Genomic DNA, 22,740 nt, shown 5'->3' on the forward strand with positions numbered 1-22,740 from the left:
TGAGCCTGGACGGGGGTTACAAACTGATCTCAGGCGCGGGCGCGATGGATTCGAGTTCGAGCAGAAAGGCTTCGGCTGATTCGTAGCGGTGCTCGGGGCTTTTGGCCATCAGCTTGTTGACGACGCCTTGCAATTCCGCATGCACTTCGGGAAGTGCGGGGGTATCGGCATTCAGGTGTTTGGCCAGCAGCAGCTCGAGCGATTCGGCAACGTAGGGCCTGCGGTTGGCCAGCATTTCGAACAGCATCACACCCAGGCTGTAGAGGTCGGACTGCGCCGTCACTTTGCGACCGGTGGCCTGCTCGGGGCTCATGTAGTAGGGCGTTCCCACGACGTCGCCGTGGTGGGTTTGGGTCAGGCCCATGCTGGGGGCCTGCAGCATGGATTTGGCGATGCCGAAGTCGGCCAGCGCCACGCTGCCATCGGCGCGCAGCATGACGTTTTCAGGCTTGATGTCGCGGTGAACAATGCCGTGCGCGTGGATGGCCGACAGCGCCTGGGCGACCTCGCGCGCCACCGTCAGCGCCTGCGAGCGGGCCAGGTCGGGCCCGAACAGGCTGCGCAGGTCACCGCGTTCGAAGTACTCCATCGCGATGTAGGCGTGCTCGTCGGTGAATCCCTGGTCGTAGATCTTGATCACGTGCGGATGGTCGATCTTGCAGAGCAGGGCGTATTCCTGGATGAAGCGCACCAGGTGTTCCGAGGCTTCCTTGCCCCGAGAGTCCAGCACTTTGAGCACGATCGGCAGGCCGTCGGATTCACGTTCGCTCAGGTAGACCTCGGTCATGCCGCCGGCGCCGATCTTGCGCGTGATGCGGTAGCCCTTGAGGCGTACCGCCTCGCTGCTGGCGTCAAAGCGCAGGTCTTTCAGGGCCGAGAGCTTGGCGTCCAGCGCGCCCTTGACCGCGCGTGCGGTGATGTCCGAATTGGCGCGCACGGCGTCGCTGATCTCGCTGGCGCGCTCGGTCAGGCTGGCCATGCCATGGATCTTGTCGTCCATGGTGGTGATGAGGCCTGTGACCTCGGCCACATCGATGGCGAGGTTGCGCCCGGGCAGCGAGAGCGAGGTGTGGATGCCGGTCTGGATGCCGGTGCCGGCTTCGCCGAGCGTCTGCTCGCTGGCCATCACTGTCCAGCCCTTTTCTTCGGTGGCGTCTTCCAGCCGCGAGGCCAGGGTTACGGTTTCGCCCACGGGCGTGAGTTCCTTGGTCTGCTGCGTGCCGAGCTGGCACAGCGTGACGGCGCCGCTGTGGATGCCGATGCCCATGGCAAACGGCGGCAGCGCGCGGCCGCCGAAGCGCTGCTCCAGCCAGTCGCGGAATTCGTGCGTGGCCAGTGCCATGGCAAGGGCCGCAGAAATAGCGCGGCGCGGGGCCGGCAGCGGCGAACCGGTGAGGGTGTCGACAAACACCGCCATCAGCCCATCGCCGACAAACTTGATGTGCCGACCACTGTTTTTCAGTACCGGTTCGGAGATACGTTCAAAATATTCGGTGAGCAGTTGCGACACTTCCGCAGCATTGAGTTTTTCAGCCAGCGAGGTGAAATTGCGGATGCTGGCCACCAGCACAGTGGCATTGGCCAGTTCTTCGGTTTGCGCGCTGGCCGGAATATCAACCGGTACGCTGTCGGGACGGCTGCCGCTGATGCGGCTGGCAAAAGCTGCACGCAGGCGTTCTTCGCCGGCGGCAACACCCGAGTCGATGGCTTCACGCACCCGTGCTTTTTTCTTCAGCTGTGCATTGACGGCGTCGAGCAGTTCTGCGCGGCTGAAGGGTTTTGACAAATAATCGTCGGCGCCGGCCGTCATGCCGCGGCGCATGCTCTCGCGGTCGTCCAGCGCGGTCAGCAACATGAAGGGGGTGTTGACCAGCAGCGGGTCGGCGCGCACGGCTGCCAGCAGTTCAAAGCCGTTCATGCCGGGCATGCCGACGTCGGAGACGATCAGGTCGGGGCGGCTTGCGCGGGCCTGCTCCAGGCCTTGCCGGCCATCTGCGGCCGCGGCCGTTTCAAAACCTTCAAGTTTGAGCAGCCGCACGATGTTGCTGCGGATGGCGTCGTCGTCCTCAACGATCAGGATCAGGGTCATGGGGTTCCTTGAGAAATGGGCAGGCTGATCGTGAACTGTGTGCCCGTTCCCGGCATGCTTGCCACCTCGATTTTGCCGTGATGCAGGTCAACGGCGTGTTTGACAATGGCCAGGCCCAGTCCGGAACCCTGGCGGTTGCCTACATTGGAGCCGCGGTGAAAGCTCTCGAACAGGCGCGGCAGGTCCGAGGGCGGAATGCCGATGCCTTCGTCACTGACGCGCAGGATCAGGTGGTCCCCGGACTCGTCCTGCCGGCGGTCCAGCGTGAGCACCACCACACTGCCGGCGGGCGAATATTTGCAGGCGTTGGCCAGCAGGTTGCTGGCAATGTGCCGGACCAGCCGTTCGTCGAGCATGACCAGCTGTGAAAAAGCGTCGTGGCCGATAGGGGCTTCAAATTCAATCGCATGCTGGCCGGCGTCGCTGGTGTGCATTTCGGTCACGAGCTTGCGGCACAGCGCCGCGATATCCAGCGGTTTCAGGTTGAGCTTGAGTTTGCCGGCGTCGGCCTGCCCGACGGTGAGCATGTCTTCAAGCATGCCCTGCATGCGTTTGACCGCGATCACCAGGTCGGCCATGATGTCCTGGCGCTCGCGGTGCGTGATTTTTTCGCCGTAGTGTTCGATCAACTCTGCGGACGACAGGATCGTGGCAAGCGGCGTGCGGAATTCATGCGAGGCCATCGACACAAAGCGCGTCTTGAGCTCACCCAGCTCGCGTTCGCGCGCCAGGGCCCGCCGGGCTTCTTCGTCGGCTACCTTGCGCCGGGTGATGTCCACGTAAGTCCACACCGAGCCTTCCTGCGGGCGGTTGCGGTCGAGCGCCGAGCCGTCAAGCTGAACCCAGATCAGCTCACCGCTTTTGCGGCGCATGCGCGTTTCCAGCGAGAACGATCCGGTTTGCGCGATCTGCGCGTAGGCGAGTTCGCCGGTACGTTCGAAATCCTCGTCACTGGGATAGTGAACGCGCGTCTCCTTGCCCAGCAGCTCGGCCGGGCTGTAGCCGAGCATGGCGGCCAGCGTGCGGTTCAGCCACTGGTGGCGCCGGCTTTTGAGGAAGGTGACGCCGACGGCGGTGGTTTCGAGGATGGCTTCGCGCTGCGTCAGCGCGGTCTTGAGTTCTTCGTCCAGCCGGCGGCGCTCGCTGATGTCGGACATGAGCACGAGCAGGGCAGGTTCGCCGTCCCATTCAATGCGCGTGCCGTAGATGCTGGCCCATCCGGTGCGCAGGTCCGGCGCCATGGTCTCGCGCGGTGGCGTGATGAAGCGGGCCTCGTAGGCGCTGACCATGGTGCCTGACTGCATGAGCTCGCGCTGGCGTTGCACCATGCCGCGGTCGTCGGGATGGATCAGGTGCATGGACGGCAGCCCGGTGAGCGTCAGGCCGAACATGGACTGGGCGCTGGTATTGGAAAAGCGCACGATGCCTTTTTGCACCACCAGGATCACGTCGTTGACGTTTTCCACGACCGCCCGGTAGCGCTCGGCGGCTGATCGGGTCAGGGCCTCGAGTCTTTTGCGCTCGGTGACATCTTTCAGGAAAAAAAGGTCCGCCGGCGCACCTTCCCAGTCCACCAGCACGCCATTGATTTCCACCCAGGAAATCGTGCCGTCGTCGCGCTGGAATCTCGCCTCAAAAGCCGGGACGACGTTGCCGGCGGCGCGCAGCTTGTGCTTGCCGGAAACAAAGTTGCGGTCTTCCGGATGGATGAACTCGATCATGGGCCGGTCGGCCATGGTGCCGACCTCTGTACCCAGCAAGGCCAGGCACGGCGGATTGGCAAAGCGCAGCAGGCCTTCCTGCCCGACGCAGATGTTTTCGGTTGCGAGGTCCACCATCGTCTGGTAGCGCGCCAGCGATGCACGAAGCTCCTGGGTGCGAAGCGCAACCCGGCGCTCGATTTCACTTTCCATGTCCTCTGGCGTGCCCATCGCCATCCCGCTTGCTGAGTCGGCGTTGACTCCCTTTTCCGCCGGTCTGGCCGTTTTCCCACGCACGCGCGGTCCACGGCCCGGCGTATCCGGGGCGGCGGATGGGAGAGCTTGAGCCTGGACGGGCATGTTAGTGGTGGAGCACCGAGGGAGCGGGGAGAGCCAAGAGGAAAGGAAGAAAAGAAAGCGGAAATCAGGACACAGGAAGCAGGGGAAACACGGCGGGACAATGGAGGCGCAGACTTTGGGAAAGTTTACGGGGCAACCTTGCCACAACTCACTGCGGCGGTAAAGACAGGAAAGTCTGGGCGCACAACACAGCCAACCTGGCATAACCGGCTGGCGGTGCCGGCTGCCATGCTCCCCTTGCAGGGCGTCGTCCTGAAAGCCCTAGCCGCCATGCTCCAGCGTGAAGCCGGCATTGCGGTCTTGCCCCAGCAGGGCCACCATTTGCGGCAAGGCCGCTTGCAGCTCTGCCTTGAGGGTGTGGGGCGGGTTGATGACAAACATGCCGCTGGCAGGAAGGCCTGGCCGCACCACGTCACCGGCGGTATCTGTTGTTAATTTGCTCGATTTCACCGTTAAAGCGGCATTCAGCCAGCTTCGGCTGGCTTTCACGGCCAGCGTCTTGAGCTTGCGGGGCAAGTCATGGGCTTCCGGCCGCGGAATGATGGGGTACCAGACGACATAGGTGCCAGTGGCGAAGCGCTTGACGGCGTCTGCCATGCAGGCCGACACACGCGCATAGTCGCTTTTCATTTCATAGCTGGGGTCACACAGCACCATCGCCCGGCGGGCGGGTGGCGGCAAAAAGGTTTTCAGCGCTTCAAAGCCGTCTTCGCGCGAAACCGCCACCTGGCGGCCGACACCCAACTGTTCAATGTTGCCGGAAAGCGACTTGAAATCGGTGGGATGCAATTCAAACAACTTGAGCTTGTCGCGCCCGCTCAGGAATTGCTGCTCGATGAAAGGGGAGCCCGGATAGATCTTCAGGTGCGCGATGTCGCCGCTTTCGGCGAATTGCGGGTTCAGGCCGCGCAGCAGGTCGATGTAGTCCTGCAGGGCAGGCGCCCAGCCGCCTGCGGCTGGTTTGGTGGTGGCGGGTTTTGCTATGGTTTTAGGAGCTGCTTGCGCACGCTGTACTTGGGCTGGAGCCGGCTTTGTCTGGGAAACAGGTTGGGAAAGCAGTCTGAAAATGCCCTCTTGAGCTTCCCCGCTGGTTTCGGTGTAATCTCCGTCAAGCCGGTACAGGCCCGCGCCTGCATGTGTGTCGATCACGGTCAGCGCCGTGTCTTTCTGGGTCAAATACTTCATCAACGCGATCAGCGTGGTGTGCTTGAGCACGTCGGCGTGGTTGCCTGCGTGGAAGGCGTGGCGATAGGAAAACATGGGTCTATCCTACCTTCTTGCATGGGGGAAATGCCTAATACCCGGCTGAATATTGACGCAAGTCCTTGATTTTTCATATAATCGTGGGCTCTGCAGCGCCTAGTGGTTCCGCGGCAGAGCTTGAAATACTGCCTAAGAGGTTCTCATCAGAAGAACACCGACCGCAGAAAAGAACCCGACAAACCATTTTTTCGAAAGAAAACTCATGAAAACGTTCAGCGCAAAACCCGCTGACGTGACGCACGAGTGGTTTGTGATTGACGCGACCGACAAGGTCCTCGGACGAGTAGCCAGCGAAGTTGCTCTCCGTTTGCGCGGCAAACACAAGGCCATTTATACGCCTCACGTCGATACCGGTGACTTCATCGTCATCATCAATGCAGCCCAGCTGCGCGTCACCGGCGCCAAGTCGACTGACAAGATCTACTATCGCCATTCCGGTTATCCAGGCGGCATCACTGCCACCAATTTCCGCGACATGCAAGCCAAGCACCCCGGCCGCGCTTTGGAAAAAGCCGTCAAGGGCATGCTGCCCAAGGGCCCGCTCGGCTACGCCATGATCAAGAAACTCAAGGTGTACGGTGGTGCAGAGCACCCGCATACCGCCCAACAGCCTAAAGTGCTGGACATCTAAGGAGCCATTGATGATTGGTGAATGGAACAATGGCACCGGCCGTCGCAAATCCAGCGTCGCCCGTGTGTTTATCAAAAAAGGCACCGGCAAGATCACGATCAATGACCGTGACATCCAGGTGTTCTTCGGTCGTGAAACCTCGATCATGATCTGCCGCCAGCCCCTGTTTCTGACGAACCACGTCGAGACGTTTGACATCATGGTCAACGTCCACGGCGGCGGCGAGTCCGGCCAGGCCGGCGCAGTGCGCCACGGTATCACCCGTGCCCTGATCGATTACGACGCAACGCTCAAGCCGGCCCTGAGCCAGGCTGGCTTTGTGACCCGCGATGCACGTGAAGTCGAACGTAAAAAAGTCGGTTTCCGCTCAGCTCGCCGCCGCAAGCAGTTCAGCAAGCGCTAATCCGCTCTCGCTGTTCCCCAAAAGCCGCCTGGTTCACCTGGCGGCTTTTTTCATGGCCGAAGCATTTGTGTGGCGCCCGCAACGCCCTGTCAATGCTTTGTAAGCGTTTAGTTTTCCTGATGCAAAGCCTTACCCGGCTTTACGGCTGAATCGGGCGGTTCAGCGGATGTCTGCGTGCACAATGCAGCTCCTCGAACCGAAAACTGCAGGGCCCCCGATTTGAAATTTCGCCTGTTTCGCCGCCGGCTGACGATCAGCTCTCCGCGCATGTCGGTGCGCAGCTCGCTCCCCTGGCCCTTGCGGTGGATCGCCGGTGCCCTGATGCTGGGTTTTTCCGCAGCGGTCGCCCTCTGGGCCTTCGAGTTCGGCAAGGGGATTGCGGGCGTGGATACCGATGCCAGGGAAGAGATCAGCGTGTTGCGTCAGGAAGTGGTCACTTTGCGTGCAGACCGCGACAGGGCGCAATCGATTGCCAATACTTCAGGCAGCCTGCTCACGGCCGAAAAAGCGGTGCAGGAAAAGATGATGAGCCAGATCCGGCAGCTGGAGAGCGACAACCGCAGCCTGCGTGACGACCTGGGATTCTTTCAGAAGCTTTTGCCGGCTGGTAGCGCCGAGGTTGTCGCCATCCGCAGCCTGCAGGCCGAGGTATTGTCGGGAACCCAGCTCAAATGGCAGGTCCTGGTGATCCAGCCCGTCAAGGGTGCACCTAATTTCAACGGGAAACTTGATCTGACGGTTCATGGCACGCAGGACGGAAAACCCTGGACGATGACTTTGCCCGGCGGACCGCAAACTTTACAGTTCAAACAGTACCTTCGTGTGGAAGGTGTCCTCGACTTGCCCCCCCAAGCCATGGTACAAACAGTTACAGCTAAAGTCATTGAGGGGACAGCGGTCAGATCTGCCCAGACCTTCAAGCTTTGAGAATTCCCCCGATTTCCCTTCCACCGCCACCCCCAGCACAGGAACCTTTGTATGTTTGGAAAAAAGAAGCAGCCGCCCATCAAAAGCCTGATCGCCCAAGGCAGCTGCATTGAGGGCAACCTGAAATTCACCGACGGCCTGCGGATCGACGGTGAAGTGATCGGCGACATCCGCGCCGCCGAAGGCAGCTCCAGCATTCTGGTGATCAGCGAGTCCGCCATCGTGACTGGCCATATTCATGCCGACCATGTGATCATCAATGGCCGGGTGATGGGCCCTGTCCACGCATCCGAGCTGCTTGAATTGCAGCCCAAAGCCAAAATCGAGGGCGATGTGTCTTACAAGGCGCTTGAAATGCACCAGGGTGCCGTCATCTTTGGACAGTTGCGCGCTACAAGCCACGCGGAGCTGGAAGAAAAACCCACGCTCAAACTGGCCGCCAACAACATCTGATTGATTGGGGTTAATTGAGCGAGTAAGCGCTCACAAATAGACCGAACGGCCTAACACGCATGGGCGTTATGGTTGATTGAATTGCTGTACTATTTGCCCATAAGTGTCGCCAGAGGCCTGAACGCCTCGAATCGCGAACCCTGATTCGCTTTATGTATTGGAGTCCCCATGAGTGCCGTTGCCGAAAATATCCAGACCGAAATGCCCGCGCCCTTTGTCTTCACCGACAGCGCCGCGTCCAAAGTGGCTGAGCTGATTGCTGAAGAAGGCAACCCGGATCTGAAGCTGCGCGTCTTTGTGCAGGGCGGGGGCTGCTCCGGTTTCCAGTACGGTTTCACCTTCGATGAAATCACCAACGAAGACGACACCACCATGACCAAAAATGGCGTGTCCCTGCTGATCGACGCCATGAGCTACCAGTATCTGGTGGGCGCCGAAATCGACTACAAGGACGACCTTGAAGGCGCGCAATTCGTCATCAAGAACCCCAACGCCACCAGCACCTGCGGTTGCGGATCCAGCTTCTCGGCCTGAGGCGGAACTCAACGCCTTCGCTTTAAAAGCCGCCTTCGAGGCGGCTTTTTGCTGTCCGGCCATCCTCTTGTCTTCTTGATTCCCCATGCGGTGAACCAAGTTCGCCTTTTCGCATCTCTCATCCATGCAGGCAGAAGAAAAATCATTGCGCATGCTGCTCTGGCTGGTGGCCATCGGCTTTTTCATGCAGACGCTGGACGCCACCATCGTCAACACCACCTTGCCGGCCATGGCCCGCAGCTTTGGCGAAAGCCCTTTGCGCATGCAGTCGGTGGTGGTGGCCTATTCCCTCACCATGGCCATGCTGATTCCCGCGTCCGGCTGGATCGCCGACCGCTTTGGCACGCGGCGGGTGTATGTGGGGGCGATCTCGCTGTTCGTCATTGGCTCCATCGCCTGCGCGCTGTCCGGCAACCTGATGCAGCTGGTGGCGGCGCGGGTGGTGCAGGGGATGGGCGGGGCGCTGCTGCTGCCGGTGGGCCGGCTGGCGGTGCTGCGCGCCTTTCCGCGTGAGCGCTTTTTACAGGCCATGAGCTTCATTGCCATTCCGGGCCTGGTTGGCCCGCTGATCGGGCCCACGCTGGGCGGCTGGCTGGTCCAGGTGGCTTCCTGGCACTGGGTGTTCCTCATCAACATTCCGGTGGGGGTACTGGGCTGCGTGGCGACGCTTTTCTACATGGAGGACAACCCACGACTTCAAATGCCGCGTTTCGACTTGCCGGGCTACCTTTTGCTGGCCTTCGGCATGGTGGCCGTGTCGCTGGCGGTGGATGGGCTGTCGGGCCTGGGCCTGAAACAGGCCAGCGTGCTGGTGCTGCTGGTGTTTGGCATGGCCAGCCTTACCGCGTACTGGCTGCATGCCGCCAAACGGCCTGACCCGTTGTTTTCGCCGCGGCTGTTCTCGATTCCCACACTCAGCATCGGACTGCTGGGCAATTTGTTCTCACGCCTGGGCAGCTCGTGCATGCCTTTCCTGGTGCCACTCCTGCTGCAGGTCAGCCTGGACTATTCGCCGTTGCAGGCGGGAATGATGATGGTGCCGGTTGCCGTGGCGAGCATGCTGGTCAAGCGCGTCACCACACCGCTGATCACGCGCTACGGCTATCGCAGGGTGTTGGTGAGCAACACCGCGCTGGTGGGCCTGACGATGGCGAGTTTTGCTTTCGTGACGCCGGCGCAGCCGCTGTGGCTGCACATCCTCCAGCTGGCGTGTTTTGGCGCGGTCAACTCGATGCAATTCACGGCGATGAACACCGTGACCCTGCGTGACCTGGACAGCAGCATGGCCAGCAGCGGCAACAGTTTGCTGTCGATGGTGCAGATGCTGGCGATGAGCATGGGCGTGGCCGCCGCGGGCGCGGTGCTGGCCGCTTTCACCGGCTTCTTCGGCGCGGGCGAGGCCGTGCAGACGCTGCATTCCTTCCAGGCAACGTTCGCCGCGATGGGGCTGATCACGCTGGCGTCGGCGGGGATTTTCTGGCAGCTGTCGCCGCAGGTGAGGGTGGTGAAGAAGGCTGAAGCGACCGAGGCTTCGGGGCAGGGCTAGTTTTATCTGCCGGCAGCCGCGTCAACTCACCAGTGCCAAGGCTGCAAAGTCCCCGACCCGTTCGCCCAGCCCGGCCGTCACCAGTTCAACGCCATCCGTCAGGGCGGGCAGCTTGCCCTGTATCTGGGCCCGAAGGCGCGGCAAAAGATAGTCGTGGTGATTCAGGAACACGCTCCCTCCGAGGCTGATGCGCTGGAGATCCAGCGTGACCACAAGGTTGTAAAGGGCGCGACCCATCACCCGGCAAAGCTCGTCGACCATCACCGTTGCGCTGGCATCGCCCGCGCGCGCGGCGGCAAAGAGGTTGATCGCGCCGGCGTGGCCCGCGCCGGCAAACCGCCGCTCTATCGCATTGCCGGCCACCAAGGCTTCCAGGTCGCCGATATTGCCGCAGCCGCACAGCGCGTCATGGCTGTCGCTCACAAACATGTGGCCGGCGTGGCCCGCATTGCCGTGCTTGCCGTGCAGCACCCGGCCATCAACACACAGGCCAACGCCGACGCCGGTGCTCCAGGTCACATAGGCGCAGTGCTCCAGACCCTGCAGGGCGCCCCAGCGGCGCTCGGCCTCGAGTGCGGCGATGCCGTCGTTTTCTACGCGTACGTTGGGAAAGGCCTGGCGCAGCGGTGCTTCCAGCGGCACGCTGAGCCAGTCGTTGGGCAGGCCACGCGCCTTGCCGGCCATGCCGCCGCAGATGTTTGGGGTTGTCAGCTCGATCAGACCGTCGTGCAGCGCAAACGGTCCGCACGATGCGACGCCCACTGCCGAAACGGCTGAGGGATCGATGCCCGCCTCGGCGCAGCTGCGTGCCATCAACACCAGAACCTGCTGGCCCAGTGCGTCGCGGCTGCCCTGTTTGACGGTGGCTTCGGTCACCCGGCCCCGCACGCCGTGCTCATCGGCCACGCTGACGGCCACCTTGGTTCCGCCTACGTCAACGCACAGCAAGGGTGCGGAGCCTTTGGGCAGCACGGGAATCTGAACGGGTGTCGGGAAGGGGGAGTTTGCGTTCAAGGCCGGGTCTCCAGAGGTGGGCCGATGGATGGATCAGTCAATGCGCATTGAGGATAGATGCTATCTGTCATCAGAGGGGGTGCGCGTAGTCTTTTGGCGTGATTTGTTTCATATGAGTTTGGCAACCAGCGTGGCGATCAGGCTCAGCAACACCGTGGTCGCCAATGGAATAAACCATTCCCGGCCAAACAGCCTGAAGCGGAAATCGCCAGGCAGCCTGCCGAAGCCCAGCTTGTGCAGCCAGGGCGTGAGGCCGCTGATGACTACCAGGACCAGGAAAATCACGATCATCCAGCGAATCATGGAGGTGCTTTCATGTGGGGCATTGTGGCGTGGGGCTCTACAGGGTGTGGCTTCTGTCGCCCTGAGAAAACCCCGATGCTTCCCATCCTGAATAAGGAGCGTCCGGAGAATCCACCGCAAACCCGATCACCTTGAACAGCTCACCCATTTCATGTTCGTTCACCAGCTTTTGCAGCATCGCCCGGTCCTGCAGGCTGGCGTTTTCCATGCCGTCCAGCAAGCCGCAATTGAGCAAAAACCGCCCCTGGCTGGTATAGCCCAGCACCTGCAGGCCGGCTTCCTGCCCTGCCAGGGCAACGCCGGTGAAGTTGACATGCGCCGTGATGTCCTTGTTGCCCACATCCGCCAGCGTATCGGCATCGGCCAGGTGGCCGCGGTGGCACATCAGCGTGCCCATGCTGCGTTGCGGATGGTAGTACTCGTGTTCGGGGAAGCCGTAGTCGAGCAGGAACACGGCGCCGGCGTCCAGCCGGTCGGCCAGTGTCCGCATGAAGCCTTCCGCCTGCGGATGGATTTCTGTGACGTAATCGTGTTCGCCTTCCACTTCAATGGGAGGCCGGAGATCGGTCGGGCTGTCGGCATGGACAAATCCTCCCTCAAGGCGGGCCACGCCGCGCTCGTGCCAGATGTTGTTGAGCCGCGCGAGCAGCTTCACCGGCATGGCGTCCAGCACTTCGTTGCCCACCACCACGCCCCGCATCTGCGCCGGGAGCTCCGCTACCCAGTCCACCTTGCCGGCAAAAGCCTGCAACCGTTCCTGCTGGCGCTCGCGCAGGCTGCCCGACAAATCGACGATGCGGTACTGCGTGACCGAGTCGCCCAGCGCATCCAGCAACTGGTGCGCCAGGGCGCCCGAGCCGGCGCCGAATTCCCAGATTTCCGTGGTGCCGGTTGCCGCCAGGGCTTCTTTCACCTGCCGGGACAGCGCGCGGCCAAAGTGGGCGGACATCTCTGGGGCCGTCGCAAAATCGCTGCCCGACTGCGGCATCAGGCCGAATTTGCGCGAGGTATTGGCGTAATAACCCCAGCCGGGCGTGTAAAGCGCCATGTCCATGAAACGGTCAAACCCGATCCAGCCGCCGGCAGCGTCAATGGCCTTGGCGATGTGGTCGGCAAGGCTGGTCGGTAAAATGGGGGGATTGGTCGTCTGGGTCATGTTTGTCACCGCCTGCAATTGTCGGCGATACGTCCCTGACCTTTTTGCCAACCCTCACCACCCATGACCCCAACCCCGCCATCATCCCGACCCGTTGTCCTCGTGACCGGCGCCGCCAGGCGGCTGGGCCGCGACATCGCGCTGGCGCTCGCGGCCGGCGGCTGGCAGGTGGCGGTGCATTACCGCAGCTCCGAAGAAGATGCTATTAAAACAGTAGCTGCTTGCGCACAACTGTCGGGCGCTGCAGCCGCTTTTCATGCAGATTTAAACGACGAAACGGCGGTGCGCGGCCTGTTGCCGGCCGTGGTGGAGCGCATGGGCCAGGTCGATGCCGTGGTGAACAACGCCTCGACCTTTGAGCAAGACAGTGCCGCCAGCTTCGGTTTCGCCGCCATGGACCGGCATCTGCACAGCAACACCGGCGCCGCCATCGTGCTGGCCCAGGCCCTGCATGCGCATGTGGCCTCGCGCGGTGCCAGGGGGGCCGTCGTCAACCTGCTGGACCAGAAGCTCTGGAACCAGAACCCCGACTTTTTCAGCTACACGCTTTCCAAGGCCGCGCTGGAAGCGGCCGGCACCATGCTGGCGCTGGCGCTGGCGCCGCAGGTTCGTGTGGTCGGCGTTGCGCCGGGGCTGACGCTGACCAGCCACCTGCTCACCGACGAACAATTCGAGGCCCGTCACAAACTGTCGCCGCTGGGCCGGTCGTCCACCCCCGCCGACGTGGCGGCCGCGGTGAAGTTTGCACTGGAGAACAGCTCCATCACCGGCACCACGCTGCTGGTGGATGGCGGCCAGCACCTGATGAAGTTCGAGCGCGATTTTTCGCTGATGTAAGCCATCGGCAACGGCTTACACATCACCACAACTGACCCACTACAGACTGGCACCATGTTCAATTCCCGGGGCACCCAGATCCTGAACCTCACCGGTTTGCGCTTTGACGCCAACCTGGGCATTCTGGATCACGAAAAAACCGCGCCGCAACCGATCCAGGTCGATGCCGAACTGAACCTGGGCACACAGCCGCTGCTGCCCCATGACGACGACATCCACCATGTGCTGGATTACCGCAAGGTGCGGCAGATCATCATCACCGAATGCACCTCGGAACACGTCAACTTGCTGGAAAGCCTGATCGGCAAGCTGGCGCACCGGCTGATGAAGTTGCCCGGCGTGCTGGGCGTGCGGGTGAAGATCGCCAAACTTGAAATTTTTGACGACTGCGAAGTAGCCATTCGCATCGAGACGGGACAGTGGTGAACGATATGGGAGTGAATGATATGAGTGCTGTTTGGGAAGATGCTGTCGCGGAACACGAGCAGCAGGAAAGCTCCGCGCGCGTGCAAAACAGCATGAAGATCGAGCGCGAAGACCACAAGCTTGAAAAACGCCTGTGCCGCGAAGTCGGCCGCGCCATTGTCGACTTCAACATGATTGAAGAAGGCGACAAGGTCATGGTGTGCGTCTCGGGCGGCAAAGACAGCTACGCCATGCTCGACATTTTGCTGAAGCTGCAAAAGCGAGCGCCCATCAACTTCGAACTGGTGGCCGTCAATCTCGACCAGAAACAGCCCGGTTTCCCGGAGCACATCCTGCCGGACTATCTCGGCAAGCTGGGCGTACCCTTTCACATCGAAAACCAGGACACCTACAGCATCGTCAAGCGCGTGATCCCTGAAGGCAAAACACTGTGCTCGCTGTGCTCGCGCCTGCGCCGCGGCATTTTGTACCGCGTGGCGGGCGAATTGGGCTGTACCAAGGTTGCGCTGGGCCATCACCGCGACGACATGCTGCAGACGTTTTTCCTCAACATGTTTTTTGCGGCCAAGCTCAAGGGCATGCCGCCCAAGCTGGTGAGCGACGACGGCAAGAACATCGTTATCCGCCCCATGGCCTACGTGACCGAGAAAGACCTGACGCGCTGGGCGCAGGTGCGCGAATTTCCCATCATCCCGTGCACGCTGTGCGGCAGCCAGGAAAACCTGCAGCGCAAGCAGGTCGGCAACATGCTGCGCGAATGGGAGAAAAAATTCCCCGGACGGCTGGAGAACATGTTCGCCTCGCTGCAAAACATCGTGCCGTCGCACCTGATGGACAACAAGCGCCACGATTTCAGGGGCATCAAGACAACCGGCATTGCCGACCCGGAAGGCGACAAGGCTTTTGACGCAGAAGAGTTCCGGGAGCCGGTGCCTCCGGGATTGTCCGTGATCGGCGTGCATTCGGGCTGATTGACTTTTTCAACGTTCTTCGTTTTCAACGCATTACCCTGGAGGCCCCATGAGACGTGCACTGGCGATTTTCTTCATGGCAGCCATGGCCCTTGTCATGGCGGGTTGTTCCACCGTGCGCCTGGTCGACAGTGATGTCACTGCCTTCTACAACTGGAACGGCCCGCCGCCTGCGCCTGGCACACCGTATCGCTTTGAGCGCCTGCCTTCCCAGCAGGCCGCCGGCTCGCCGCAGGATGCCGTTGAAGGCATGGCACGCAGCGCCCTGGCCAAGGTGGGAATGGAGCTCAACCCGCCCGTCGCACGCTACAGCGTGCAGATTGTGGCCACCACCCAGATCATCGACCGCGGCCCCTATGGCTACAGCCCCTACGGCGGTTTTGGATTTGGCAGCGGTGTGTTCATGGGCGGCGGCAGCCGCGGCGTCGGGGTCGGCCTGTCGTTCCCAATCGGCGGCGGAATCTCGGAGCCGACCTATTTCAAGCGCGAGCTGAGCATCGTGATGCGCGACCTTCGCACCAACCAGGTCGCCTATGAAACACGGGCGCTGCACGACGGCGTCTGGTCGGATACCCCGGCTGTGCTGCCCGCCATGCTGGACTCGGCTCTGCGCGGCTTCCCGCAGCCGCCGCCGGGTACGCGCCGCATCAATGTCGAGATTCCCCGATAACAATGGAATCAACGCGCGTCATTGCCATACGTCACGGTGAAACCACCTGGAATGTGGATACCCGCATTCAGGGCCACCTGGACATCCCCCTCAACGACACCGGCCGCCGGCAGGCCGAACGCATGGCGCTCGCGCTGGCCGACGAACCGATCACTGCCATCTACGCCAGCGACCTGACACGCGCCTGGGAAACCGCGGAGTACCTGGGCCGTGTGCTGGGCATCGAGGTGACGCGTGAGGAAGGCCTGCGGGAGCGCGGCTTCGGCGACTTTGAAGGGAAAACCTTTTCGGAGATCGAGGCCCTGCTGCCCGAGCAGTCGATGCGATGGCGCAAGCGGGATCCGGAGTTTGCGCCTGCCGGCGGCGAGTCGCTGCTGGATTTGCGCAGCCGGGTGGTGGCCACCGCCGAGCGTCTGGCGGCCGCGCACCCGGGCGAGCTGATCGCCATGGTCGGCCACGGAGGGGTGATGGATGTGCTTTACCGCGCCGCCACGCGGCTGGACATCCAGGCCCCGCGCACCTGGGCGCTGGGCAACACGGCCATCAACCGCCTGCTCTGGACGCCCCAGGGCTTTTCCCTGGTGGGCTGGGCCGACACGCAGCACCTGGAAAACGACGCACTGGACGACAACGGATTTTCCGGCGGCGATGCCGGCGCCCGTCTCAGCGCACAATAAGCGCAGAATAAACATCAACGCACTCATGAGCACACAGCCGCCCCGCCTGGCCGAACTGATCGGGAAACCGGTCAACGACATCGACACGCCCGCCCTGGTCATCGACCTGGACGCAATGAAGCGCAACCTTGCGCGCATGGCTGAATTTGCCAAGAAGCACAATGTCCGCTGGCGTCCCCATGCCAAGCTGCACAAAAGCGTCGCGCTGGCCAAGGCGCAGATGCGGGCCGGCGCCATTGGCGTGTGCGTGCAAAAAACGTCCGAAGCCGAAATTATGGTGGCTGGCGGTGTGTACAACGTCTACATCAGCAATGAGGTCATCGCCCCGGCCAAGCTGGCCCGTGTGGCGGCGCTCACCCAAAAAGTCGCGGCCCAAGGCGGCCACCTTGCTATTGCGGTGGACAGCACCGAGGGTGTGATCCGTCTGGCGCAGGCCATGACGGAGGCCCGCATCAACAACAAGAATGCGGGTGCCACCGTGATCGACGTGTTTGTGGAAATCGACGTCGGCCAGGGGCGCTGCGGTGTCGAGCCCGGCGCCGCCGCCGTCACGCTGGTGCTGGAAATCCGCAAACACCCTGCGCTGCGTTTTGCCGGCTTGCAGGCCTACCACGGCAAGGCCCAGCACATGCGCAGCGCCCAGGAAAGGCGCGACGCCATTGCCAGGGCGGTGGAGGCCGTGCTCCTGACGCGCAAACTGGTAGAAGCCCAGGGCATCACGGTAGACCTGGTTACGGGTGCGGGCACCGGTAGCCTGATGCTGGAGGCCGCCAGCGGCGTCTACGGCGAACTGCAGGCCGGCTCTTTCATGTTCATGGACGCCGACTACGCCCAAAACGAACGGGACCCGTCGCAGCCGCAGTTCGAACACGCACTGTTCGTCAAAACCCAGGTGATCAGCACGCACGGCAGCCATGCGGTGTGCGACGCCGGCCACAAAAGCCACGCCATTGATTCCGGCCTGCCGCTGGTGCATGCCTTTGACAGCGAAAGCGAGCTGGCCTATTTCAATGGCGGCGACGAGCACGGTATCTTGCGGCCCGCGGGCGACAGCAAGCGCCTGCCGGGCCTGGGTAGCATGCTGTGGCTGATTCCCGGCCACTGCGACCCTACCGTGAATTTGCACGACGCCATGATCGGCGTGGCCGGTGGCCTGCGCCACGGTACGGTGCAGCGCATTTACCAGGTCGACGCCCGCGGCGCGCTGACCTGACTCCCCTGCGCGTAAAACAGCGCGCCTAGAAGTTCACGCCGTAGACTGCATACATCGGCGAGGGCGCGCCATTGATGCGCCCGCCCCGGTACTCCGCTTCGCGTGCCGACTGCAGCACGACCCCATTGAGCTCGGCATGTGTGGACGACAGCACCCGCGCATCGAGCAGCTTGCCCTCGGCGTCCAGCAGTGTGATCACGACGACGCGGCCATGGATGCCCTGCGCACGGTAAGCCTGCAAGGCGTCGAGCGCGCCGGGCTTGCGCACGCGCGCGATGGAAATTTTTTGCCCCATACCGTCGCCGTCCTGCATCTGTGGCGCCTGCGGATGATCAGCGTAGAGTTTTCCCATCTGCCGGAACAGCTCGGGGAATTCCGGCAGGCTGGACGTGGAAGCGAGAGGCACGGCTGGATTGGGCGTGCGCGGTCCCGGTGCCGGGACCGCGCAGCCCCCGACCGCCATTGCCCAACAAAACATCAGGCCCGGCGAAATCAGGGAACGGCGAGACATGGCTATTTTTCTCAGGGGTTGGATTTGGATTTGGATTTGGGCTTGGCGGCACTCACACGCTCGGAAATCCGCGCATCAATGGCCTTGAGCTCCGCGCTGATCACCCGTACGCGGGCCTGGCCGGCTGCGGCGGTGACATCGCCCTGCACGGCACGTGCAGTGGCCAGCTGGATTTGCATCAGTTCCACCATCAGATTGTTGGCGCGCTTGACGTCGCGCATGCCGGCGCCGATTTTGTCATTGGCGGGAATGTCCAGCGGGGCCAGGGCGCGCTGGACGGCCTGGTAACCCGGCAGGTGCCGTGCTTCTATCGCCTGGACAAATTCAGGCTCCGGCATCTTGCCTTCCCGAAAAGCTTTGACGTCGGCCTGAAAGGCTTTCTCCGCGGCTTGCATCGCGGGCAAAATGCGGGTCAACCCGGCCTGGAATTCAAACAGCTGCCGATGGTGCACGGAAGGGGTGGGTGTTGTGACTACCAGTGCGGCCACCGCCATGGCCGACACCAGCGCACCGATGGTTGCCGTTGAAAGCCGCCGCGCCGGCGTGACCGCATCAGCGATCTTCTCTGTCAGCAGCCAGGCCAGTACACATCCCGCAACGAGGCCACCCACGTGAGCGGCGTTGTCGATGCCCTGCTGGCTGAAACCCTGGACAAGGGCATAGGCCAGAAAAACCCCCTGGCTGGTCATCACCTTCTTGGTGGTGAGACCGGGTATCTGCCCGCGGTGCTGGTGCATCGCGACCAGCAAGGCCCCCAGGACACCGAACACCGCGCCGGAAGCGCCCACTGAAACCGATTGCTGTGCGGAAAAGTGCAGGCTGAGCGCACTACCGGTGAGTGCGCTGGCCAGATAAATCAGCAGGAACTGGAAATTGCCGTGAAGCCGGTTGAGTTGCCTGCCGGCCTCCCACAGGCCCAGCATGTTCAGCGCGAGATGCAAAAAACCGCCATGCAGGAAAGCGGCCGTCAGCAGGCGCCAGTATTGCCGGTCTTCCACTACCGAGGCCGCCGAATTGGCGCCCCAGGCCAGAAGCTCCGACGGCAAGGGCTTCAATGCGTTCAATCCGGAACCCAGATTGGCCAGCCAAACGGCAACATTCAGGCACACGACCAGGTAAAGCGCCCACGTCACGGGCGTGAGCTGTTTGAGCCGGGCCTCAAAGTCCTCGGCCGCCTTGAGTTCTGCCGTTCGTTGTGCCATGGCCTGCATGAAGCCGCGCCCGCCGTAAGCGGCAAAGGCCTGCGTCACAGCCGCTATCGCCTGGGTGTGGTCTTTGGTCTTGATGCTGCTCAATGGAACACCGAGGCGCTTTTTACGGCTGCCCCACCACCATTTTTCGTTCACGTGCGGCGCGAGCGACACGATGATCGACGTGTTGCCTTGCACAGTCTGCGACTCAATGTCGGAAACCTCGGACCACGCGATGCACCTGTTTTTCAATACGGCGGCGCTGATGCCTTCCGGACCCACGCGAAGCGCGGGACGCTTGCTGACAAGCTGCCGCCCGAGAAGCCAGGCAAGCCACAGCAGGCCACCCAGGGAGAACACCCGCCACCCCGGAAAGCCGGTGAACGGGACAAACACGAGCATCAAGGCCGGAATGGCCGCGAGGAACAAAAAGAGGATCGTCAAGGTACCCGTCGTGCTGCGCCACGATGGGGAAAACTCACGCACATAAGCATCGAGAGTGGCGCCGGCAGCTACATCGCCATTCAGCTCTGCCGACGGAACGGTATCCGGAAATTCCATTATTCCCCCTCCTGCCCTTGCCACCCCGGTGAGCGGGCCTGTTTTTCAAAGGTGTTACGCGCCGAAAAAGTCCTGTCCCTGCTGCGGCGGCGCCACGCCCAGGTGGCGGTAGGCGGCCAGCGTGGCGATGCGCCCGCGCGGCGTGCGCTGCAGATAGCCCTGCTGGATCAAATAGGGTTCGATCACGTCTTCGATCGTGTCGCGCTCCTCGCCGATGCTGGCGGCGATGTTGTCCAGCCCCACCGGGCCGCCGTCGAAGCGGTGGATGACAGCCTCCAGCAGCTTTCTGTCCATCACGTCAAAGCCCTGCGGGTCCACGTCGAGCATGGCAAGCGCCTTGTTGGCGATGTCCAGCGAGATGTGGCCGGTGCCCTTCACGTCGGCATAGTCGCGCACACGGCGCAGCAGGCGGTTGGCGATGCGCGGTGTGCCGCGTGACCGGCGGGCAATTTCAAAACCGCCTTCTTCATCCATGGGCGCATTGAGCAGCTTGGCGCTGCGCCGCACGATGCGCGCGAGTTCGTCGGGCGTATAAAACTCCAGCCTCGCGACGATGCCGAAGCGGTCGCGCAGCGGGTTGGTCAGCATGCCGGCGCGCGTGGTGGCGCCCACCAGCGTGAAGGGCTGCAGATCGAGCTTGATGCTGCGTGCCGCCGGGCCTTCGCCGATCATGATGTCGATCTGGTAGTCCTCCAGCGCGGGGTAGAGGATTTCTTCGACCACCGGGCTCAGGCGGTGGATTTCGTCGATGAAGAGAACGTCGTTCTTTTCAAGGTTGGTCAGCAGTGCGGCCAGGTCCTTGGGCTTTTCCAGCACCGGGCCCGATGTTTGCCGCAGGTTCACGCCGAGTTCGTGCGCAATGATGTGGGACAGCGTGGTCTTGCCCAGGCCGGGCGGGCCGAACAGCAGCACGTGGTCCAGCGCCTCGCTGCGCTTTTTGGCCGCGCCAATGAAAATTTCCAGCTGGTCGCGCACCTTGGTCTGGCCGACGTACTCGTCAAACAGCTTGGGGCGCAAGGCGCGCTCGATCGCCTCCTCACCGGGTGAGGCCGGCGCGGCCGACATCACGCGCTTGGTGGGCGGAAAATCACCCGGAGAGAAGTCGTCAGTCTGAATGGTCATGCTGGACTACTTCGGCTATTTAGCCAAGGCCTTCAATGCCAGCTTGATGCCGTCGCTCACGCCAATGTCCTTGGGCAGTGCCTTCAGTGCCAGCGCCGCATCGCGGTCGCTGTAGCCCAGCGCCACCAAGGCCTGCAGGATGTCTGACTGGGCATCGTTGGCGACGCTGACCTGGATACCGATGTCGGCGCCCAGTTTGCCCTTGAGTTCCAGTAACAGGCGTTCGGCGGTCTTTTTGCCGATGCCGGGCACCTTGATGATGCGGCCGGCTTCCTGCTGGGTGACGGCTTGGGCAAGCTCTTCAACACTCATGCCGCTGAGCACGCTGAGCGCGGTGCGCGGGCCCACGCCGGAGATCTTGATGAGCTGGCGAAAGGCCGCGCGTTCGGTGGCGCTGCCGAAACCGTAGAGGATTTGTGCGTCTTCGCGCACCACAAAGTGCGTCAGCAGGCTGACTTTTTCGCCCAGGCCGGGCAGGTTGTAGAAGGTGCTCATGGGTACCAGCACTTCATAGCCGACGCCGTTGCAGTCCACCAGGATTTCCGGGGGATTTTTTTCGGCCAGCTGGCCAGAGAGTCTTCCAATCATGGGCAAATCTTATCAGTCAGACGCAGGCGGCTGTTTGGGCGGACAATTGTGTTTTAGGCCGTTATCAGCCTCCTTTTCAGGAAAACCATCGCCTTGATTCTTCGCCACACCTTTACGCCGCCGAACAACACCCGCATGGGCCACCTGTGCGGACCCATGGACAGCCACATCCGCACCATCGAAGTGGCGCTGGATGTCACGATTGCCCACCGCTTCGAGCAGTTCAAGATCGACGGCACCAAGGTGAAGGCCAACCAGGCGCTGGAAGTGCTCCAGGCCCTGTACGAAATCGCCCAGCGCCCCATAGAGCCCGAAACCGTGCAGCTGATGCTGGCCGGCGACACCGCGCTCAGCATCGCACCCGACGGCGCCATGGCGCTGTCGACCCGCCGCGCCGACCTGCGCGCCCGCACCACCAACCAGGGCACCTACCTGGAAAACATCGCCACCCACGACATCACTTTCGGTATCGGCCCGGCCGGCACCGGCAAAACCTATCTGGCCGTGGCCTGCGCCGTGGATGCGCTGGAGCGCAGCACGGTGCAGCGCATCGTGCTGACCCGCCCGGCGGTCGAGGCCGGCGAGCGCCTGGGTTTCCTGCCGGGTGACTTGAGCCAGAAGGTGGACCCTTACCTGCGCCCGCTGTATGACGCGCTGCATGAGCTGATGGGCTTTGAGCGCGTGCAAAAGGCCTTTGAGCGCCAGCAGATCGAGATCGCGCCGCTGGCCTTCATGCGCGGCCGCACGCTGAACCACGCCTTCGTCATCCTCGACGAAGCGCAAAACACCACGCCCGAGCAGATGAAGATGTTTTTGACCCGCATCGGCTTTGGCAGCAAGGCTGTGGTGACGGGCGATATCAGCCAGGTGGACTTGCCGCGCACGCAGCTCAGCGGCCTGGTAGACGCGGAGCGCGTGCTCAAGCGCGTCAAAGGCATTGCGATCACCCGCCTGACGAGTGCCGACGTGGTGCGCCACCCGTTGGTTGCGCGCATTGTGGATGCGTATGACAAATCGCCGGGCGCCGCCGGGCCCGCCGGCGAAGCCGACGCGGAACCCGTTGCCGCCCCAGCCCGCCGCGCCAGCGCCCGGAGCCGCAATGGCTCTTAAGCAGCTCAGCCTGTCGCTGCAGTTTGGCGACCTGAAGGACGCCGCCCGCCACCGCGCCGCCCTTCCGCGCCACAGCGTGGCCCGATGGATTCGCCACGCGCTGACGCACGACGGTGAGATCACCGTGCGCATCGTCGACGCCGAAGAAGGCCGGGCGTTGAACCGCGACTACCGCCAGCGCGACTACGCCACCAACGTGCTGACCTTTGATTACACGCAAGAGCCCGTGGTGACCGCCGACCTGGTGCTGTGCGCACCGGTGGTGGCCAAAGAGGCGAAAGAGAACAAAAAAACGCTGCAGGCCCACTACGCCCATCTGCTGGTGCACGGCACGCTGCACGCGCAGGGTTGGGACCACGAGACCGGCGAAGCCGATGCCGAAGCCATGGAAGCGCGTGAAATCGAGATCCTGGCCGGCCTGGGTATCCAAAATCCTTACCGCTGAGGTTCAAGGATTATTTGGCTGTAACCCAATAGGGACGAGC

Annotated in this window: 24 protein-coding genes; 14 read left to right on the forward strand and 10 right to left on the reverse strand. The window is 62.5% G+C overall.

Features of this window, described 5'->3' with window-relative positions:
- Nucleotides 1–16: 16 nt before the first annotated feature.
- From AC1DVV_RS17880 to AC1DVV_RS17890, 3 genes are all read right to left on the reverse strand, one after another.
- The gene (locus tag AC1DVV_RS17880; protein ID WP_457282894.1) at nucleotides 17–2,089 is read right to left on the reverse strand and encodes a protein kinase domain-containing protein; all 2,073 of its coding nucleotides are present in this window, start codon (nucleotides 2,087–2,089) and stop codon (nucleotides 17–19) included.
- Nucleotides 2,086–4,002, reverse strand: coding sequence for a sensor histidine kinase (locus AC1DVV_RS17885; RefSeq protein ID WP_457282895.1), 1,917 nt, complete (start codon nucleotides 4,000–4,002; stop codon nucleotides 2,086–2,088). Before AC1DVV_RS17885 ends, AC1DVV_RS17880 begins: the two co-directional genes overlap by 4 nt.
- A 408-nt stretch (nucleotides 4,003–4,410) precedes the next feature.
- Nucleotides 4,411–5,409 (reverse strand): 23S rRNA (adenine(2030)-N(6))-methyltransferase RlmJ, encoded by a 999-nt coding sequence (locus AC1DVV_RS17890; protein ID WP_477666787.1) that lies wholly within the window; start codon nucleotides 5,407–5,409, stop codon nucleotides 4,411–4,413.
- A 205-nt stretch (nucleotides 5,410–5,614) separates the two neighbouring features.
- Here AC1DVV_RS17890 and rplM point away from each other — a divergent pair, with 205 nt between their 5' ends.
- From rplM to mdtD, 6 genes are all read left to right on the forward strand, one after another.
- Nucleotides 5,615–6,043 (forward strand): 50S ribosomal protein L13, encoded by a 429-nt coding sequence (gene rplM, locus AC1DVV_RS17895; RefSeq protein WP_007867557.1) that lies wholly within the window; start codon nucleotides 5,615–5,617, stop codon nucleotides 6,041–6,043.
- A 10-nt stretch (nucleotides 6,044–6,053) separates the two neighbouring features.
- The gene (gene rpsI, locus AC1DVV_RS17900; protein WP_007867568.1) at nucleotides 6,054–6,446 is read left to right on the forward strand and encodes a 30S ribosomal protein S9; all 393 of its coding nucleotides are present in this window, start codon (nucleotides 6,054–6,056) and stop codon (nucleotides 6,444–6,446) included.
- A 219-nt stretch (nucleotides 6,447–6,665) separates the two neighbouring features.
- A complete protein-coding gene (locus AC1DVV_RS17905; protein ID WP_477666786.1) occupies nucleotides 6,666–7,373 on the forward strand; it encodes a DUF6776 family protein in 708 nt (235 codons plus the stop codon).
- Nucleotides 7,374–7,424: 51 nt separating this feature from the next.
- Nucleotides 7,425–7,826, forward strand: coding sequence for a bactofilin family protein (locus AC1DVV_RS17910; RefSeq protein WP_477666785.1), 402 nt, complete (start codon nucleotides 7,425–7,427; stop codon nucleotides 7,824–7,826).
- A 168-nt stretch (nucleotides 7,827–7,994) separates the two neighbouring features.
- Nucleotides 7,995–8,360: an iron-sulfur cluster insertion protein ErpA gene (gene erpA, locus AC1DVV_RS17915; protein WP_122955163.1), complete on the forward strand. Its 366-nt coding sequence runs from the start codon at nucleotides 7,995–7,997 to the stop codon at nucleotides 8,358–8,360.
- 124 nt (nucleotides 8,361–8,484) lie between these two features.
- Nucleotides 8,485–9,906, forward strand: a complete 1,422-nt coding sequence (mdtD, locus tag AC1DVV_RS17920) for a multidrug transporter subunit MdtD (RefSeq protein WP_457282899.1) — start codon at nucleotides 8,485–8,487, stop codon at nucleotides 9,904–9,906.
- Between the two features lie 21 nt (nucleotides 9,907–9,927).
- On the opposite strand, the gene AC1DVV_RS17925 is transcribed toward mdtD, so the two are convergent.
- The 3 genes from AC1DVV_RS17925 to AC1DVV_RS17935 form a co-directional block, all read right to left on the reverse strand.
- Nucleotides 9,928–10,884: an ROK family protein gene (locus tag AC1DVV_RS17925; protein WP_457282921.1), complete on the reverse strand. Its 957-nt coding sequence runs from the start codon at nucleotides 10,882–10,884 to the stop codon at nucleotides 9,928–9,930.
- Between the two features lie 144 nt (nucleotides 10,885–11,028).
- A complete protein-coding gene (locus AC1DVV_RS17930) occupies nucleotides 11,029–11,223 on the reverse strand; it encodes a DUF2905 domain-containing protein (protein WP_457282900.1) in 195 nt (64 codons plus the stop codon).
- Nucleotides 11,224–11,260: 37 nt separating this feature from the next.
- Nucleotides 11,261–12,379, reverse strand: coding sequence for a class I SAM-dependent methyltransferase (locus AC1DVV_RS17935; RefSeq protein WP_477666784.1), 1,119 nt, complete (start codon nucleotides 12,377–12,379; stop codon nucleotides 11,261–11,263).
- 63 nt (nucleotides 12,380–12,442) lie between these two features.
- Here AC1DVV_RS17935 and AC1DVV_RS17940 point away from each other — a divergent pair, with 63 nt between their 5' ends.
- The 6 genes from AC1DVV_RS17940 to AC1DVV_RS17965 are packed head-to-tail and all read left to right on the forward strand — an operon-like array spanning nucleotide 12,443 to nucleotide 17,173.
- Nucleotides 12,443–13,216 carry an SDR family oxidoreductase gene (locus tag AC1DVV_RS17940; RefSeq protein ID WP_457282902.1) on the forward strand — a complete coding sequence of 258 codons (774 nt, stop codon included), beginning with the start codon at nucleotides 12,443–12,445 and terminating at the stop codon, nucleotides 13,214–13,216.
- 54 nt (nucleotides 13,217–13,270) lie between these two features.
- Nucleotides 13,271–13,642 carry a dihydroneopterin aldolase gene (locus AC1DVV_RS17945; protein WP_431094939.1) on the forward strand — a complete coding sequence of 124 codons (372 nt, stop codon included), beginning with the start codon at nucleotides 13,271–13,273 and terminating at the stop codon, nucleotides 13,640–13,642.
- Between the two features lie 20 nt (nucleotides 13,643–13,662).
- Nucleotides 13,663–14,613, forward strand: a complete 951-nt coding sequence (gene ttcA, locus AC1DVV_RS17950; protein WP_457282903.1) for a tRNA 2-thiocytidine(32) synthetase TtcA — start codon at nucleotides 13,663–13,665, stop codon at nucleotides 14,611–14,613.
- Nucleotides 14,614–14,662: 49 nt separating this feature from the next.
- Nucleotides 14,663–15,283: a DUF4136 domain-containing protein gene (locus tag AC1DVV_RS17955; RefSeq protein WP_457282904.1), complete on the forward strand. Its 621-nt coding sequence runs from the start codon at nucleotides 14,663–14,665 to the stop codon at nucleotides 15,281–15,283.
- A 2-nt stretch (nucleotides 15,284–15,285) separates the two neighbouring features.
- Nucleotides 15,286–15,960, forward strand: coding sequence for a histidine phosphatase family protein (locus tag AC1DVV_RS17960; protein ID WP_457282905.1), 675 nt, complete (start codon nucleotides 15,286–15,288; stop codon nucleotides 15,958–15,960).
- Nucleotides 15,961–15,985: 25 nt separating this feature from the next.
- The gene (locus AC1DVV_RS17965) at nucleotides 15,986–17,173 is read left to right on the forward strand and encodes a DSD1 family PLP-dependent enzyme (RefSeq protein WP_457282906.1); all 1,188 of its coding nucleotides are present in this window, start codon (nucleotides 15,986–15,988) and stop codon (nucleotides 17,171–17,173) included.
- 25 nt (nucleotides 17,174–17,198) lie between these two features.
- On the opposite strand, the gene AC1DVV_RS17970 is transcribed toward AC1DVV_RS17965, so the two are convergent.
- From AC1DVV_RS17970 to ruvA, 4 genes are all read right to left on the reverse strand, one after another.
- Nucleotides 17,199–17,579, reverse strand: coding sequence for an energy transducer TonB family protein (locus tag AC1DVV_RS17970; protein ID WP_457306587.1), 381 nt, complete (start codon nucleotides 17,577–17,579; stop codon nucleotides 17,199–17,201).
- A 116-nt stretch (nucleotides 17,580–17,695) separates the two neighbouring features.
- Nucleotides 17,696–19,435 carry a rhomboid family intramembrane serine protease gene (locus AC1DVV_RS17975; protein WP_477702226.1) on the reverse strand — a complete coding sequence of 580 codons (1,740 nt, stop codon included), beginning with the start codon at nucleotides 19,433–19,435 and terminating at the stop codon, nucleotides 17,696–17,698.
- A 54-nt stretch (nucleotides 19,436–19,489) separates the two neighbouring features.
- Complete coding sequence (gene ruvB, locus AC1DVV_RS17980; protein ID WP_457282909.1) at nucleotides 19,490–20,557, reverse strand: Holliday junction branch migration DNA helicase RuvB; 1,068 nt, start codon at nucleotides 20,555–20,557, stop codon at nucleotides 19,490–19,492.
- Between the two features lie 15 nt (nucleotides 20,558–20,572).
- A complete protein-coding gene (gene ruvA, locus AC1DVV_RS17985) occupies nucleotides 20,573–21,145 on the reverse strand; it encodes a Holliday junction branch migration protein RuvA (protein ID WP_457282910.1) in 573 nt (190 codons plus the stop codon).
- A 93-nt stretch (nucleotides 21,146–21,238) separates the two neighbouring features.
- Here ruvA and AC1DVV_RS17990 point away from each other — a divergent pair, with 93 nt between their 5' ends.
- Both AC1DVV_RS17990 and ybeY read left to right on the forward strand, forming a co-directional pair.
- Nucleotides 21,239–22,255, forward strand: a complete 1,017-nt coding sequence (locus tag AC1DVV_RS17990; RefSeq protein ID WP_457282911.1) for a PhoH family protein — start codon at nucleotides 21,239–21,241, stop codon at nucleotides 22,253–22,255.
- A complete protein-coding gene (ybeY, locus tag AC1DVV_RS17995; RefSeq protein ID WP_477702227.1) occupies nucleotides 22,245–22,700 on the forward strand; it encodes an rRNA maturation RNase YbeY in 456 nt (151 codons plus the stop codon). The genes AC1DVV_RS17990 and ybeY overlap by 11 nt, the downstream gene beginning before the upstream one ends.
- The last annotated feature ends 40 nt before the right edge of the window (nucleotides 22,701–22,740 follow it).

The sequence above is a fragment of the Polaromonas sp. P3_B4 genome (assembly GCF_056402835.1).